Origin of the sequence: Achromobacter sp. D10 (genome assembly GCF_035282245.1) — a bacterium.
Taxonomy (GTDB): Bacteria; Pseudomonadota; Gammaproteobacteria; order Burkholderiales; family Burkholderiaceae_B; genus Achromobacter; species Achromobacter insolitus.
Genome location: NZ_JAYJLE010000003.1, coordinates 95,571 through 110,393, shown reverse-complemented (window position 1 = coordinate 110,393; position 14,823 = coordinate 95,571). Strand labels below are relative to the sequence as shown.

General features: G+C 65.3%; 13 protein-coding genes and 1 other RNA gene. 7 read left to right on the top strand and 7 right to left on the bottom strand.

What is annotated here, in order from left to right:
• Window positions 1-223 precede the first annotated feature (223 nt).
• Window positions 224-1,402: an MFS transporter gene (locus VCS63_RS10710; protein WP_076815699.1), complete on the top strand. Its 1,179-nt coding sequence runs from the start codon at window positions 224-226 to the stop codon at window positions 1,400-1,402.
• Between the two features lie 89 nt (window positions 1,403-1,491).
• Window positions 1,492-1,880: a transfer-messenger RNA gene (ssrA, locus tag VCS63_RS10705) on the top strand.
• Between the two features lie 69 nt (window positions 1,881-1,949).
• Here the strand turns inward: ssrA and VCS63_RS10700 are convergent.
• The 7 genes from VCS63_RS10700 to VCS63_RS10670 form a co-directional block, all read right to left on the bottom strand.
• Entirely contained in the window at window positions 1,950-2,360 is a 411-nt protein-coding gene (locus VCS63_RS10700) for a Zn-ribbon domain-containing OB-fold protein (protein WP_042792514.1), read from the bottom strand.
• Between the two features lie 2 nt (window positions 2,361-2,362).
• A complete protein-coding gene (locus tag VCS63_RS10695) occupies window positions 2,363-3,520 on the bottom strand; it encodes an acetyl-CoA acetyltransferase (protein ID WP_042792512.1) in 1,158 nt (385 codons plus the stop codon).
• A gap of 37 nt (window positions 3,521-3,557) precedes the next feature.
• Complete coding sequence (locus VCS63_RS10690) at window positions 3,558-4,697, bottom strand: acyl-CoA dehydrogenase family protein (RefSeq protein ID WP_323879671.1); 1,140 nt, start codon at window positions 4,695-4,697, stop codon at window positions 3,558-3,560.
• A 29-nt stretch (window positions 4,698-4,726) separates the two neighbouring features.
• Window positions 4,727-6,256, bottom strand: coding sequence for an AMP-binding protein (locus tag VCS63_RS10685; protein ID WP_042792510.1), 1,530 nt, complete (start codon window positions 6,254-6,256; stop codon window positions 4,727-4,729).
• An 18-nt stretch (window positions 6,257-6,274) separates the two neighbouring features.
• Window positions 6,275-7,135 carry a MaoC/PaaZ C-terminal domain-containing protein gene (locus VCS63_RS10680; protein WP_042792509.1) on the bottom strand — a complete coding sequence of 287 codons (861 nt, stop codon included), beginning with the start codon at window positions 7,133-7,135 and terminating at the stop codon, window positions 6,275-6,277.
• Window positions 7,136-7,189: 54 nt separating this feature from the next.
• On the bottom strand, window positions 7,190-8,173 hold the full coding sequence (locus tag VCS63_RS10675; protein ID WP_042792508.1) for a Bug family tripartite tricarboxylate transporter substrate binding protein: 984 nt from the start codon (window positions 8,171-8,173) through the stop codon (window positions 7,190-7,192).
• 82 nt (window positions 8,174-8,255) lie between these two features.
• Window positions 8,256-9,221, bottom strand: a complete 966-nt coding sequence (locus tag VCS63_RS10670; RefSeq protein WP_042792507.1) for a Bug family tripartite tricarboxylate transporter substrate binding protein — start codon at window positions 9,219-9,221, stop codon at window positions 8,256-8,258.
• A 176-nt stretch (window positions 9,222-9,397) separates the two neighbouring features.
• Between VCS63_RS10670 and fabG the strand changes: the two genes are divergently transcribed.
• Genes fabG through VCS63_RS10645 form a run of 5 tightly spaced genes read left to right on the top strand, consistent with a single transcriptional unit; the run spans window position 9,398 to window position 14,794 of the window.
• Window positions 9,398-10,150: a 3-oxoacyl-ACP reductase FabG gene (gene fabG / locus VCS63_RS10665; protein ID WP_042796847.1), complete on the top strand. Its 753-nt coding sequence runs from the start codon at window positions 9,398-9,400 to the stop codon at window positions 10,148-10,150.
• A 39-nt stretch (window positions 10,151-10,189) separates the two neighbouring features.
• Window positions 10,190-10,678 carry a MaoC/PaaZ C-terminal domain-containing protein gene (locus VCS63_RS10660; RefSeq protein ID WP_042792506.1) on the top strand — a complete coding sequence of 163 codons (489 nt, stop codon included), beginning with the start codon at window positions 10,190-10,192 and terminating at the stop codon, window positions 10,676-10,678.
• Window positions 10,675-12,807 (top strand): acetate--CoA ligase family protein, encoded by a 2,133-nt coding sequence (locus tag VCS63_RS10655; RefSeq protein WP_323879668.1) that lies wholly within the window; start codon window positions 10,675-10,677, stop codon window positions 12,805-12,807. The genes VCS63_RS10660 and VCS63_RS10655 overlap by 4 nt, the downstream gene beginning before the upstream one ends.
• A 45-nt stretch (window positions 12,808-12,852) precedes the next feature.
• Window positions 12,853-14,007 (top strand): acyl-CoA dehydrogenase family protein, encoded by a 1,155-nt coding sequence (locus tag VCS63_RS10650; protein WP_042792505.1) that lies wholly within the window; start codon window positions 12,853-12,855, stop codon window positions 14,005-14,007.
• 49 nt (window positions 14,008-14,056) lie between these two features.
• Entirely contained in the window at window positions 14,057-14,794 is a 738-nt protein-coding gene (locus tag VCS63_RS10645) for an IclR family transcriptional regulator (protein ID WP_042792504.1), read from the top strand.
• Window positions 14,795-14,823: the final 29 nt, after the last annotated feature.

Genomic DNA, 14,823 nt, shown 5'->3' with positions numbered 1-14,823 from the left:
AAAGTGTGATCCATGCAAGGCATTCGGGAGCTTCCCAATTGCCTTTTCCGGCTGATGCCGGAGGCCGCGGACCCCACCGTCCTTCGCCACTGATCCCGCGCACCGGCGCCCTTCGGCCCCGATGCACTTGCCCGGCACTCAGGCCGGCGCACCCCTGACCTTTTTAGACCACTTACAACGCCGCCCGCGCGCCGCCCTCCAGCGTCGCGCCAGAGGAATGCCTATGCTATTGCCCATCCTGTTACTTTCTGCCGCCGGCTTTACCATCCTGACGACCGAGTTCCTGATCGTCGGACTGCTGCCGGGCCTGGCCCGCGACCTGCACGTCACCGTTTCCCAGGCGGGCCTGCTGGTCACTCTGTTCGCGTTCACCGTAGCGGCAACGGGGCCGCTGCTTACGGCGCTCATGGCCAATGTCGAACGCAAGCGCCTGTTCATCGGCGTGCTGGTGCTGTTCGGCCTGTCCAACGCCCTGGCCGCCGCCGCTCCCAACATCTGGGTCATGGCCGTGGCCCGCTTCGTCCCCGCCCTGGCCCTGCCGGTGTTCTGGTCGCTGGCCAGCGCCACGGCGGTGGAGTTGGTCGGCCCGGCCCGCGCCGGCCGCGCCATCTCGATGGTCGCGTTCGGCATCGTGGCGGCCACGGTGTTCGGCATCCCCATCGGCGTGCTGATCTCGGACGCTTTCGGCTGGCGCGCCGCCTTTGGCGTGCTCTCGGTCGTAGCGTTCGCCAAGGCCGTGCTGCTGCTGTTCGCCTTCCCCAGCACCCGTATCCGCGCCGACAGCGTCAAGCTCATCACGCAGCTGCGCATCCTGCGCAACCCTATCGTGGTGGGCCATGTGTTGTTGTCGCTGCTGGTCTTCACGGGCATGTTTACCGCCTATACCTATTTGGCGGACATGCTGGAGCGGCTGGCGGGCTTCAACGGCCAGATCGTAGGTTGGACCATGATGGCGTTTGGCGCCGTCGGCCTGATCGGCAACACGCTGGGCGGCCGCCTGGTGGACCGCAGTCCGTTGGGCGCGACCGCCCTGTTCTCGGCGCTGATGGCGGCTGGACTGGCGGTGGTTGCCCCCGTGATGCAGTCGCATGGTCTTTTGGCGGTGGCGCTGGGCGTGTGGGGGATCGCGCAAGCCGCGCTCTTCATCGTCTGCCACGTGCGCCTGATGAAATCCGCGCCCGAAGCGCCCGCGTTTGCCGCGTCCCTGAATATTTCGGGCGCCAACATCGGCATTGGCCTGGGCGCCGTAGTCGGCGGACATGTCATCGATAACTATGGGCTGGCATCGCTGGGTTGGGCGGCTGCCGCCATCGTGGGCGTGTCCGTGGGCCTGGCCTTCGTATTAATGGCCGCTTCACGCCCCAGCCGCGAATCCAAGACGGTCTGCGCCAACGCAACCTGATCCCGCCTGTATCGTCCGCGCCACGCCAGGGCAAGGCCGCGCAGGCGATACAGCAGGCTATTGCGTTTACCAGTACAATAGGAGTTCTTGGGGCCGATCCGGATTCGACGTGGGTCGCGAAACAACTCAGGGCATGCCGAGCACCAGTACGCTCGTTAAACCACTGGAACACTACAAACGCCAACGACGAGCGTTTCGCTCTCGCCGCTTAAGCGGTGAGCCGCTGCACTGATCTGTCCTTGGGTCAGGCGGAGGAAGGCAACTTCCTAGGGGGGCAACCCTCGAACCGCAGCAGCGACATTCACAAGGAATCGGTTTGAACTGGGGTCACACGGTTCAAATTTAAATTACGTGAATCGCTCTGGTCCGGCCTGTCGGTTGGCTAAGTCCAGGGTTAAAACCAAATAAATCGACTACGCATGTAGAACTGGTTGCGGAGGGCTTGCGGACGGGGGTTCAATTCCCCCCGGCTCCACCAAATACCGCAGTAGGCCGGTCCGATCTTTCAATCGGACCGGCCTTTTTATTTGCCGGCTCAAAGCCGCGATCACCCTTCCAGCCGGAACTGCGGCAAGGTGATGTCTTCCGACACCTGCTCGAAGCAGACCCGCACCCGGCTTCCTATCCTGACGGCCTCGGGTGGGCTGTCGATGATGTTGGCCATCATGCGCACCCCTTCGTCCAGGTCGATCATGGCAACGACATACGGGACTTTTTCGCTCAAGGCGGCGTTGCTCGGCCGCCGGTTGATGGTGTAGGTGTAGACGGTTCCTCCGCCGCCGCAGTCGATCCACTCCAGGCTATCGGACAGGCAGGCCGTGCAGAATTCGCGCGGATAGAACTGGCGCGTCTTGCAGCAACCGCATTGCTGGACGACCAGACGGTTTTGCCTGGCCGCGTCCCAATACGGCTGGGTGATCCGGGTCGGTTGCGGCAGCGGGCGTTGGGCTTGGTCCATGGTCAGACTCCGAGTATCAGGGTGGTGTTGCAAGAAAAAACCAGGCCGGGCGCATGCACCAGGGCCAACTCGGCGCGGGGCAGTTGGCGCTCGCCGCATTCCTTGCGCAATTGGTGCACGGCCTCCAGCAGCAGCAGCATGCCGAACTGGCCGGGATGGTTGTACGAAAGGCCGCCGCCCGAGGTGTTGATCGGGAAGTCGCCGCCGGGGGCCAAGCGCCCGTCCGCCACGAAAGCACCGCCTTCGCCACGCTTGCAGAAGCCCAGCTCTTCCAGCGACTGGATCACGCCGATGGTGAAGTGGTCGTAGATCTGCACCACGTCGATGTCGGCGCGCGTAACGCCGGCCATGGCGAGCGCGGCGTCGGCCGTCTGCGCCACGTTGGTATCCAGCCAGTCCGCCGTGTTGAATGGCGTGTAGTGATGCGAGAAGGATTCTGCGATGCCCATCACGTAGACTGGCGGACGCTTGAGTTCGCGGGCGCGCGCGGCAGACGTGATGATGACCGCGCCGCCTGCGTCGGTCACGAGGCAGCAATCGCGCTGCCGCAAGGGGTCGGCGATCATCCTGGACGCCATGACTTCATCGATCGAGGTGTCCTCGCGCCGGTAGGCCTTGGGGTTGAGCTGCGCCCACTTGCGCGCCGCCACCGCCACCTCGGCCAGATCCTTGTGCGTGGTGCCGTAGCGCTGCATGTGCAACTGCGCCACCATCGCGTAATAGCCGATGGGACTCAGTTGGCCATACGGCGTGATGAACTGGCCGCGCGGCATGCGCATGTCTTCGGGCGTGCCGCCCACCTTGCGCGTGCCGTCCGAGAGCTGGGTGCTGCCATAGGCCACCAGCGCCACCTCGCACATGCCGGCCTCGATGGCGGCCATGGCGTGGCGGATGTGCATGACGCTGGACATGCCGCCGACGCTGGTCGAATCCACGTAGCGCGGACGAATGCCCAGGTATTCGGCGAGATGCAGGCCGGCGAATTTGTCGTCCACGTGCGCGAACACGCCATCGACGTCATTGAGCGTCAGTCCGGCATCGCGCAGCGCGCGGGCAGACGCCTGCGCCTGCAGGTCCAGCGAGGTCATCCCGGGCACTTTCCCCAGGTCCGATTCGGCGGCGCCGACGATGGCGACCGATTTCGAGAGATGCTTGGTCATGTAGGGATCTGTTCCTGTCGAGGTCGAAAAAGAAGGGTCAAAGCGTCCGGGCGATCAGCTCGCGCATGACCTCCGAGGCGCCGCCATAAATCCGGTTGGGCCGCACGTCGGTGTAGGCGCGCGCAATGGGGTATTCGCACATGTACCCGTAGCCGCCATGGAACTGCAGCAGGTCATCGATGGCGCTCGTGGCTTCGGATGCCCACAGCTTGGCCATGGCGGCGCCCCCCGCGTCGAGCTCGCCGTCCAGGTATTGCTGCACGCAGCCATCGACGAAGGCGCGGGTTGCGGCCGTCAGGGTCTTGATGTCGGCGAGCTTGAAGCGGATGTGCTGGTTGTCGATCAGGGCTTTGTCGAAGGCGCGCCTTTCCTTGGTGTAGTCGACGGTCCATTGCAGCGCGCTCTCCAGCGCCATGGCGCAACGCACCGCGATCATCAGGCGTTCTCGCACCAGTTCCTTCATGAGGTAGCCAAAGCCCTGCCCGGGCTCGCCCAGCATGTCCTTGTCCGGCACGAACATGTCCTGGAAGAAGAGCTCCGCCGTGTCCTGCGCTTTTTGCCCGACCTTGTCCAGGAGACGCCCGCGCGTGAATCCTGGCGTGGCGGTGTCGACCCAGAAGAGGCTGATGCCGCGCGCGCCGGCGGCGGGATCGGTCTTGGCCACCACCAGCACGCGGTCGGCATGAAAGCCGTTGGTGATGAAGGTTTTCTGGCCATTGATGACGTAGCCGCCCTGCGCCTTCGCGGCCGCGGTGCGTATCGCCTTGACATCGCTGCCCGCCCCCGGCTCGGTCATGGCGATGGACGCCACGATGTCGCCCTGCGCCATGCCGGGCAGGTCGCGCTGCTTCTGGCGTTCAGTGCCGAAGTTCAACAGGTAGGGCGCGACGATGTCGGAATGGGTCGTGAAGCCCGTGACACCGGTGGCCAACGCGCGCGCGATTTCCTCCACCACGATGATGGTATGCAGGAAATCCCCCCCGCCCCCGCCGTATTCCTCGGGTGTGCTGGGCAACAGAATGCCCGCCGCGCCGGCCTTGCGCCAGAGATCCCGCGGCACCAGTCCTTCCTGTTCCCATTGGTAGTGGTTGGGCGTGATCTCATCCGCGATGAAGCGCGCCACGGTATCGCGGAACAATTCATGGTCCGCCGAGAAAAGCTTGCGCTGCCGGTTCATGCTGCCTCCTGATCTGTCATGGTGGCCGCCTACGCTTGCGGCCAATAGCGCTGCTTGACCAGGCGCTTGAGCAGCTTGCCGGTCTCGGTGCGCGGCATGTCGCTGGAGAAGTCCACGCTCTTGGGACACTTGATGGGCGAGATGCGGTCACGGCAATAGGCGATCAGCTGCTGCGCAAGGTCGGGGCTGGCCGCGGCCGGGTCCCGCAATTGCACAACCGCCTTGACCTCCTCGCCGAACTCGTCGTTGGGCACGCCGACCACCGCCACGTCGGCCACGGCGGGATGCGTGCAGAGCAGGTTCTCGGCTTCCTGCGGATAGATATTGACGCCGCCCGACACGATCATGTTGGACAGGCGGTCGGTCAGGTACAGATAGCCGTCCTGATCCAGATAGCCGATATCGCCATAGGTGGCCCAGCCGCGCGCGTTGTAGGCGCCGCGCGTCTTCTCCGGATCCTTGTGATATTCGAAGGAGCCGCCGCCCGAAAAGTAAATGACCCCGGGCTGGCCCGCGGGCAATTCGGTCAGGCCGTCCTCGCTCATGATGTGAGCCTGGCCGAACTCGGGCTTGCCGACCGAACCTCGGTGCGTCAGCCATTCCTCGGACCCCAGAGAAGTTCGCCCCACCAGTTCGGTGCCGCTGTAATACTCGTACAGAATGGGCCCCCACCACGCGATCATGGCTTCTTTGACATCGACCGGGCACGGCGCGGCCGCGTGCACGGCATAGCGCAAGGTGGACAGGTCATGGCGCTGGCGCGTTTCCTGCGGCAGGCGCAGCAGGCGGATGAACATGGTCGGCACCCATTGCGAATGGGTGACGCCGTAGGTCTCGATGGCTTCGAGCGCCGCCTCCGCATCGAATTTTTCCATCATGACGCAGCTGCCGCCCGCGCGCAGCGCCGCCATGTTCCAGCGCACCGGGGCTGCGTGATAGAACGGCGCCGTGGACAGATAGACCGTGTCGCGGTCGAATGCCTTCCAGGCGCTGCTGGGCGCGTCGCCCACGCGGAAGTAGCGATTGGCCACCGTTAGCGGACGCTTGATTCCCTTGGGCAGGCCGGTGGTGCCCGACGAATAAAGGAAGTCCGTGCCTTCCGGGGTCTCAGGCAGCGTTACGTCATCCGCATAGCGGCCGATCCAGGCTTCGTATTGGATCGCGCCGGCATCGGCGCCGTCCATGCAGACGCGCAGCACGCCGCGCCGGTCCAGGCCGTCCGCATCCGTTTCAGCCTGCGTGTGGCCGGAATAGAACAGGACCCGGGCGTCGCAATTCTCGATGATGTAGCGCGCTTCGTCGCGCTTGAGGTGGCGGCTGATGGTGGTGTAGTACAGGCCGATGCGGTGCGCCGCCCACAACAGTTCAAAAAAGCGCGGATGGTTTTCCAGGAAAACCGCGATCACGTCGCCGGCCTGCAGGCCGGCATCCAGCAAGGCCGCCGCGCATTTGCGGGTGCGCAGTTCCAGCTCGCGCCACGTCACCGTGGTTCCGGACGGAATCATGCGGTAGGCGATGCGGTCGGGCATCTCCCGGGCATGGACTTCAAGTGCAGACATGGTTCACCTCGGGTTAGCTCAATGGGCCAGGTTGGCGACGCCGTTGCTCAACACCACCGTGCCGCGCTCGTGGGCCAGGGCTCGGAAATGCAGGCTGTCGCCGTCGCGCCACAGCTCCACGCGCAGCGTCTCGCCGGGGAAGAACGGCGCGGAAAATCGCGCGGCGATTCCGCCCAGCCGTTGTGGCGCAACGGGCGCGCAGGCCTGCAGCAAGGCGCGCGCCGCCATGCCATACGTGCACAGGCCATGCAGAATGGGCCGATCGAAGCCGGCGGCGCGCGCCATGTTCGGCAACGCATGCACCGGGTTGAGGTCACCGTTCAGCCGGTAAAGCAGGGCCTGCTGCGGCAGCGTGGGCAGCAGCACGACCTGGTCAGGGTCACGCTCGGGCACCGCGGGCAAGGCTTCGGGCGGCTCGTCGCCCTGGCCAAAGCCGCCGTCGGCGCGGCAGAACGACACATGCTCCACCGTGGCCAGGGGCGCGCCGGTGTCGGCGTCCGAAATGTCGCGCACGGTAACCACCAGCGCGCCCTTGCTGGCGCCCTTGTCCACCACCCGAGTCACCCGCGTCTGGCTGCGCACGGCGCCTGAGGCCGCCAACGGCGCATGGAAGGTCATGCGGTGTTCGCCATGCAGGATCTTCACCCAGTCGATGCCGGTGGCCGGATCGGCCGCCCAACCGTTGGGCGCCCCGATGGTGGCCAGGAAAGTCGGCACCACGGCCGTCCCGTCTTCATGCACATAGCGCAGTTCGGCCTCGTCGGCGGGATCGCTGCCGTAGCCCAGGCCCAATGCATAGATCATGCAGTCGCGCGCGGTATAGCGGTCGACGCGGTCGTCGAACTTCCAGTTGCGCAGGTTTTGATAATCAATTGCCATGGATCGTGCCTCCCAACGCATGCCGGCGGCGCGTTGCCGCCGCCGGCATGCTGGTCATTCCGCCTTGATGCCGGCGGCCTTGATGATTTTTTCCCAGCGGTCCTTTTCCGACCGGATGAAGCTGTCGAACTCGGCCGGCGTGCCACCCAGCGGAATGCCCCCTTGCTGCGCCAGCTGCTTTTTCACTTCTTCGTCGGCCAGGACTGCGTTGAGCTCCGTGTTCAGGCGCGCGACCACGGCCGGCGGCGTGCGCGCCGCGACCAGCACGCCCAGCCACGCGCCGACATCCACGTCGGGATAGCCTTGCTCGGCCAACGTAGGCACGTCGGGCAGGATCTGGCTACGTTCACGGGTGGTGACGGCCAGCGCCCGCAATCTGCCAGCCTTGACGAGCGGGGCCACGGTGATCACGTTTTCGACGGTGAAATCGACCTGGCCCGCGACCAGGTCGTTGGTTGCCGGCGCCGCGCCCTTGTACGGCACGGTGACCGCGGTAAAGTCCAGGCGGTTCTTCAACAGTTCTCCGCCCAGGTGGCCGGACGTGCCGATCATGGACACGGCCATGGACAGGTTGCCTTGCTTCTTCCGGGCGTAGTCGCGGAATTCCGCCAGCGTCTTGACCGGCGCGTTGGCATTGACGACCAGCGCGTTCGGCATGGTGATGATGCGCGCCACCGGAGCGAAGTCGGACATGGCGTACGGCAGCTTGCTGTACAGCGTGTAGTTCACGGCGTTCGGCCCGCTGCTGCCCATGATCATCGTGTAGCCGTCGGGCTCCGCGCGCAGCAAACTCTGCATGCCCAGAATGCCGGCCGCGCCGGGCACGTTCTCCACCACCACCGGCTGGCCCAGCCGTTCGGACAGCTTCTTGCCTATCACCCGGCTTGTAATGTCCAGGATTCCGCCCGGCGAACTGGGCGCGATCAGGCGCAAGGGCTTGTTTGGATAGCCATCGGCTGCGCGCGAGGTCTGCGGCACGGCCAAGGTAGTCATCAGGCCGGCCAGCACTGCCAGCGCGACTCGCCTGCGTGTGTTCATGTGTGTCTCCTGATAGTCTTGTGTTCCGCGGGCTTGTGGCGCCCGCTGTCGTGGATCCGGAGATCGGACCCGGTGCCGCGCCTCAGTCCACCTTCATGCCGGTGGCGTCGACCACGCCCTGCCACTTCTTCACTTCGGTCTTCAGGAAGGCACGGGCCTCTTCGGGGCCGCCCGTCAATGGGCGGGCGTAGATCCGGTCCATGAATTCCTGCACATCCGGCTGCTTGTTGATGTCGGCCACGGCATCGGCCAGCGTCTTCAGGACCGGCGCCGGCACCTTGGCGGGCGCCGCCATGAAGTACACCGCTTCCACGTCATAGCCTTTAAGGCCCGCCTCCTCGATGGTGGGCAGGTCCGGCATTGCCTTCATGCGCTCGCGCCCGGTGACGGCCAGGGCCTTCAACTTCTTGGACTGCACCAGGGGGATCGCGGTGGAGACGCTGCCGAACATCATGTCGACCGTGCCCGACATCAGATCCACTTCCGCCGGCGACACACCCTTGTAGGGCACATGGGTCATGTCGACCCCCGCCATGACCTTGAAGAGCTCGCCCGCCAGATGGATGGAGGAGCCCATGCCCGCCGACGCGAAGGTCAGCTTGTTGCCGCCTGCCTTGGCCTTGCGGACCAGGTCATCCACGCTCTGGATGCTGGAGCCGGGCGGCACCACCAGGATATTGGGCGTGGACGCCACCATGCCGATGGGCATGAGGTCGCGCTCCCAGTCATAAGGGTTGCGCTTCATGGCGGCATTGGCTGCTACGTAGTTGGCCGCCATCGCGATGGTGTAGCCGTCGGCCGGGGCCTGCGTCAGCGCCTGGACCGCGATATTGCCTCCCGCGCCAGGGCGGTTCTCCACGATGAATGTCTGGCCGAACCGCTCGCCGAGCTTTTTGGCGTACAGGCGGGCAAGCAGGTCGGTGGCGCCGCCGGGCGCGAAGCCCACGTACACCCGCACCGGCTTGTCTGGATAAGTGTCGGCCCCGCTGGCTGCTCCGACAGCAGCCAGGCTCAGTACCGCGGCCAACAATCCCTTCAACATTGCCATGAGTCGATCTCCTTCCGTTTTTTTAGAGATATGGGAATGCCGGGCCAACTTATTCCGACATGCCGAACAGTATAACGACGTGCCGATATTAATTGTCAATATTTCCGGTGATGTGTATATTTGTTCGGAACCTCGGAATAAATTCGACACTCATCAGCTACAGAAGGGGAATGGAGATGGACCTGCAACTCACCGGTAAAGTCGCTGTCATCACGGGTTCCGGCCGCGGCATCGGCTACGCGTCGGCGCTGGCCCTGGCGCAGGAAGGCGCCCGGATCGTCATTACGGACATCAACCCCGAATCGGTGGAACAGGCGGTCGGCAGCCTGAAGCAGGCCGGCCACGAAGCCATCGGCGCCGTGCTGGACGTCTGCGATCCCGAACAGGTCCAGACCATGGCCGATCTGGCGGCGCATGCGTTCGGCGGCATCGACATCCTGGTCAATAACGCCGGCTTCACGCGTGACAAGTACCTGCTCAAGATGCCGGTGGAAGATTGGGATTCGGTGGTGGACACCATCCTGAAGGGCGCCTACTACTGCACCAAGGCCGCCCTGCCGTCGATGATGGAAAGGAAGTGGGGCCGCGTCATCAACATCGCCTCGCGCGCGCACTGGGGCAACCCCGGCCAGACCAACTACTCGGCCGCCAAGGCGGGCCTGATCGGCTTTACCCGCGCGCTGGCGCTGGAACAGGGCAAGTTCAACGTCACCGCCAACGCCATCGCCCCGGGACTGATCGAAACGCCGCTGGTGCGCGGGCTGTCGACCTACGAGACGCTGCGCACCAACGCGCTGGCGCGCCAGCCGGTGCCGCGCCTGGGCGCGGTCGAGGACATCGCCAACGCGGTGGCCTTCCTGGCTTCGGAGCGCGCCTCGTTCATCACGGGCGAACTGTTGCACGTGACCGGCGGCCGCTACGCTTCGTAAACCGCCCTTCCCGCGCCCCCTTACGGAATCCGATCAGCCATGCAAAGCGCAAGCCCTGCCAGCCAGTCCCCGCTTCCCCCCCAGCAGCCCCTGCAGGTCGGCCACAGCTTCGAGTCTGCCGGCCGCACCATCACCGAAAGCGACATCGTCAACTTCGCCTGCCTGTCCGGCGATTTCAACCGCCTGCACGTCGACCACGAATACGCCAGCGCCACCCCGTTCGGCCAGCGCATCGCCCACGGGCTGCTGGTGCTGTCCGTGCTGTCGGGCCTGACCACCCAGTCCAGCGGCTACCGCCAGCTGGAGCCCTACGTGCTGGCGCTGATCGACATCAATTGCCGCTTTCCCAAGCCCACTTTCATCGGCGACACCATCGTCGTTCGCGTGACAGTGACGGAAAAGACGGGCCAGTACCGGCCTGGCAAGGACAAGGTGGTGTTCCGGCGCGAAGCCATCAACCAGCGCGGCGAGGTCGTCGTGCAGGCCGACTTCGCGATGGTGCTGCGGTCCATGGAGGGCGCGGCATGAAGCCCTTCGCTGACTTGACCCGCTTCATCAATCCGCGCAACGTGGCCGTAGTGGGCGCTTCGGCCCGCGAATCCAGTCAGGGGCGTCGCCTGTACGACAACCTGGTGTTGCATTCCTCCGTGCCTGGCGAGGTCTACGCGGTCAATCCCGCCTATCAGGAGATCGGCGGCCGGCCTTGCTGGCCGTCCATCAGCGCGCTGCCCGAAGCCGAGATCGACGTGGCCTTGATCATGATCAACGCCACGCTGGTGCTGGATGCCTTGCGGCAATGCGTGGCGCGCGGGATTCCATTTGCAGTGGTCATGACGTCGGGGTTCTCGGAAGCGGGCACGGAAGGCCAGCGCCTGGAGCGCGAGATCGCCGAGCTGTGCCAGACCACGGGCCTGCACGTCTATGGACCGAACTGTCCGGGTTTCGTGAATGTGCGCGATCGCCTGGGCATGACCTTTTCACCCGCGTTCAAGGACGATCTGAATGCCGGCCCGATCGGCCTGGCGACGCAGGGCGGCGGGCTGGGCCGCAATTTGCTGCAGGGCCTGTCGTTTGGCGAGGGCGTGGGCCTGTGGTTCTCCGCTGGCAATGAGGTCGACCTGGAGATTCCCGATTTCATCGCCCACATGGCGAACGACCCGAAAATCAGCGTCATCGCCTTGTTGATGGAAGGCGTCAAGAACGGCCGGCGCCTGACGGCTGCGCTTGAGCTGGCGCGCGCGCGCAACAAGCCGGTGGTGGTGCTGAAGGTCGGCCGATCCGAAGCCGGCGTGCGCGCGGCGCAGTCGCACACGGCATCGGTGGCTGGCACGGCTGCCGTCAACAGCGCCGTGTTCCGCCAATTCGGCGCGATCGAGGTGGACGACCTGGACCAGCTCCTGGCCGCCTCGCGCCTGCTGACCCGGATTACGCCCAAGAGCGGCAACGGGCTGTGCATCTACACCTTTTCGGGCGGCACCGCCGCGCTGGCCGCGGACATCGCCGGCGCCGCCGGGCTGCCGATGGCGGCATTCTCGCCTGACACCAAGGCCGCCCTGCGCAAGCTGCTGCCGGATTTCGCCAGCATGGACAATCCGGTCGACACCACCGCCGACATCCTGCGCAACCCCGAAGCCTCGGCCGCATGCCTGCGCGCAATATGCGCCGACTCCGCAGTGGGCACGGTGCTGTTCCCGATTCCCATGGATTACGGCGTCATTACCGACGGCATGGCCCAGGCCATCGCCACGGTTGCGGCCGAAACCGACACCCTGATCGTGCCCGTCTGGATGAGCCGGCGCCTGGGCGGCGGCTTCCAGTTGCTGGAAACCGCGGGCTTGCTGCCGTTCCTGTCCCTGTCAGACGCAATCTCGGCCCTGTCCAAGGCCATTCCGTGGAAACGCCCCGCTCGCGCGGCTGCCGCGGCGCCCCGACATGGGGACGACGGCGCCACCGGGGGGCCCCGCATGCTCAGCGAAGCCGACGCCAAATCCATGCTGCGCGAAGCCGGTCTGCCGATACCAGAAGGCCGGGTGGTCACGAGCGCTGAGCAGGCGGCCCGGGAAGCGGAGCATCTGGGCTTTCCGGTGGTGATGAAAGTGGTCAGCGCCCAGATCGCGCACAAGACGGAAGCAGGCGGCGTCAAGCTCGGCATTGCGAGCGCCGGCGCGGCGCGCGAGGCCTATACCGCCATCCACGAATCGGTCGCGCAGCGTTGCCCTGGCGCGATCGTGGACGGCATCCTGGTGGAGCGCATGCTACCGCCCGGCGGACGCGAGGTGCTGGTCGGCGTGCACAGCGACGCGGCTTTCGGCCTGGTGCTGACCTTTGGCCTGGGCGGCATCTTCGTCGAAACCATTCGCGACGTGGCCCACCGGATGGTCCCGCTGTCGCGCGAGGATGCGCGCGCGCTGCTGGCCGAGATCCGTTATGCCGAAATGCTGGATGGCGTGCGCGGCCAGGCGCCGGCCGATCTCGCCGCGCTGGAAGACTTGGTCCTGCGGGTCTCCGACTTTGCCTGGAGCCACCGCGACACACTGCAGGAAATGGAGCTCAATCCGGTCTGGGTCGGCGCCGAAGGACAAGGCGCGGTGCCGCTGGACGCGCTGATCGGTCTGCGCCAAGCCGCGGAATCCAGTTCGGACCCGCGCCCGGCATGAACACCGCCAGATCCCCATTCCCGCCCCTATCTGCCTAGGACTTGCATGGACTTCTCACTGGATTCCACCCAGACCGAACTGCGCGACTCGCTGCGCCGCTACCTGGCGGCCGAAGTCGCGCCCATCGTCAACCGCTACGAAGCCGAAGGCCGCGTGGTGCCACAGGAAATGGTGCGCGCCATGCGCGACTTCGGTCTCCTGGGCGGCATGTTGCAAGAGAAGGATGGCGGCTACGGTTTGCCGATGACCACCTACGGCCTGCTGATCGCCGAGCTGGCGCGGGTCTGGCCGTCGCTGCGCAGCATCGTCAGCACCAGCAATCTTGCCGCCTCCGTGCTGAGCGATGGGGGCTCGCCCTATCTCAAGGAAAAGTACCTGCCGCGCGTCCTGTCGGGCGACGCCATCGCCAGCTTTGCGTTGAGCGAACCCAATATCGGTTCCGACGCCGCGAACGTCGAGACGCGCGCGGTGGAAACCGCCACGGGCTGGCGGGTCAATGGCCGCAAGCTCTACATCAGCCTGGGCACGGTCTGCGAGCTGGGCGTAGTGTTCGTGCAAACCCAGCGGCAAAGCGGCGAACGTGGGGTCTCGTGCCTGCTGTTCGAGCGCGCGATGGCAGGCTTCTCGTCCAGCCCCATCCACAAGATGGGCATGCTGAGCTGCCCGCTGGGCGAACTGCTGTTCGAAGACGTGGAGATCCCCGCGGCCAACCTGATCGGCACCGAGGGCAAGGGGTTCGCGTTGGCCAAGAAATACCTCAACATCGGCCGTTGCGTGGTGGCGTTTTCGGCGCTGGGCATCGCCGAAGCGGCGTATGAGGCGGCGGTAAAATACGCCGGCGACCGGGTCCAGTTCGGCCGGCCCATAGGCGGCTTCCAGCTGGTGCAGCATATGATCGCCGACATGATGACGCTGGTCGAAACCTCGCGCCTGCTTTGCTGGCGCGCGGCCGACGCGCTGGACCGCAATGCCGCCGACAGCCAGATGCTATGTTCGATGGCCAAGCGCCATGCCACCGATGCCGTGCTGCGCGTAGCCGAACTGTCCATGCAGGTACATGGCGGCGCTGGCTACACCACGCTGTTCCCCGTCGAGCGTCATTACCGCGACGCCCGCCACCTGAGCATTGCCGAAGGCACCAACCAGATCCAGGCCCTCCTCATGGCGCAAAGCGTATTAGGCATTTCCGCGTTGAAATGACCGACGATGTAAAAGCCCGGGCCGGCTCCCCACTCAACTCCGACATCCTATGCCGCAAATTCTCCCTACCGCGCAACGCGTGCTGCAAGTCTTCGAAGTCTATGCGCGCGAACGCCGTCCGCTGACGAATTCGGAAATGGCGCGCTTTCTCGATCTGGCCGACAGCAGCTGCTCGGACCTGCTCTACACGCTGCGCCAGGCCGGCTACCTTTTGCGCACGCCGAAGTCCCGCTACTTCCACCCGACAGGCAGGCTGCTCGATGTGGCCCAGGGCATCTCGGCGGCCGACCCGCTGCAGGCATTTGCCTCCGAAGCGCTGGAGATCCTGACGCGCCAGTCTGGCGAGTCCTCGATGTGCGGCCTGCTCGACGGCAACAAGGTGAAGATCTACGCCAGCCAGGAAAGCCCGCGCGCCCTGCGCTACGTGGTGCAGCCGGGTACCACCTTCGACCTGCAGGTCGCGGCGCTGGGCAAGGCCTTGCTGGGCGAGATGGACGCCGAGGAACGCAATGCGCTGATCGACGCGCTGCCGTTCGAACACGTTACGGCCAGCAGCATTACCGACCCTGGCACCTTGCGCACGCAGATCGAATCCCAACTGGAAAAGAAGTACTTCCATACCCGCGACGAAGGCAACGAAGGCGTCTCTGCCGTCGGCATCGCGGGACGCGTAGGCGGGCAATTGACCGCTCTCTCCATCGTGGGGCCGACCCACCGCATGGACGCCAACATGGAAAAGTACACCCAGATCATCCTGGACGCGCGCGCGGAATTCTTCGAATCCTGACAACCCGCTTCATCATGGAGTGACGATAG

Bases quoted from the DNA above. Each gene is read 5' to 3' on its own strand.
- VCS63_RS10680 (WP_042792509.1), bottom strand. From the start codon at position 7,135: ATGGCAATTGATTATCAAAACCTGCGCAACTGGAAGTTCGACGACCGC.
- VCS63_RS10690 (WP_323879671.1), bottom strand. From the start codon at position 4,697: ATGAACCGGCAGCGCAAGCTTTTCTCGGCGGACCATGAATTGTTCCGC.
- VCS63_RS10670 (WP_042792507.1), bottom strand. From the start codon at position 9,221: ATGGCAATGTTGAAGGGATTGTTGGCCGCGGTACTGAGCCTGGCTGCT.
- fabG (WP_042796847.1), top strand. From the start codon at position 9,398: ATGGACCTGCAACTCACCGGTAAAGTCGCTGTCATCACGGGTTCCGGC.
- VCS63_RS10655 (WP_323879668.1), top strand. From the start codon at position 10,675: ATGAAGCCCTTCGCTGACTTGACCCGCTTCATCAATCCGCGCAACGTG.
- VCS63_RS10650 (WP_042792505.1), top strand. From the start codon at position 12,853: ATGGACTTCTCACTGGATTCCACCCAGACCGAACTGCGCGACTCGCTG.
- VCS63_RS10695 (WP_042792512.1), bottom strand. From the start codon at position 3,520: ATGACCAAGCATCTCTCGAAATCGGTCGCCATCGTCGGCGCCGCCGAA.
- VCS63_RS10660 (WP_042792506.1), top strand. From the start codon at position 10,190: ATGCAAAGCGCAAGCCCTGCCAGCCAGTCCCCGCTTCCCCCCCAGCAG.
- VCS63_RS10700 (WP_042792514.1), bottom strand. From the start codon at position 2,360: ATGGACCAAGCCCAACGCCCGCTGCCGCAACCGACCCGGATCACCCAG.
- VCS63_RS10645 (WP_042792504.1), top strand. From the start codon at position 14,057: ATGCCGCAAATTCTCCCTACCGCGCAACGCGTGCTGCAAGTCTTCGAA.
- VCS63_RS10685 (WP_042792510.1), bottom strand. From the start codon at position 6,256: ATGTCTGCACTTGAAGTCCATGCCCGGGAGATGCCCGACCGCATCGCC.
- VCS63_RS10710 (WP_076815699.1), top strand. From the start codon at position 224: ATGCTATTGCCCATCCTGTTACTTTCTGCCGCCGGCTTTACCATCCTG.
- VCS63_RS10675 (WP_042792508.1), bottom strand. From the start codon at position 8,173: ATGAACACACGCAGGCGAGTCGCGCTGGCAGTGCTGGCCGGCCTGATG.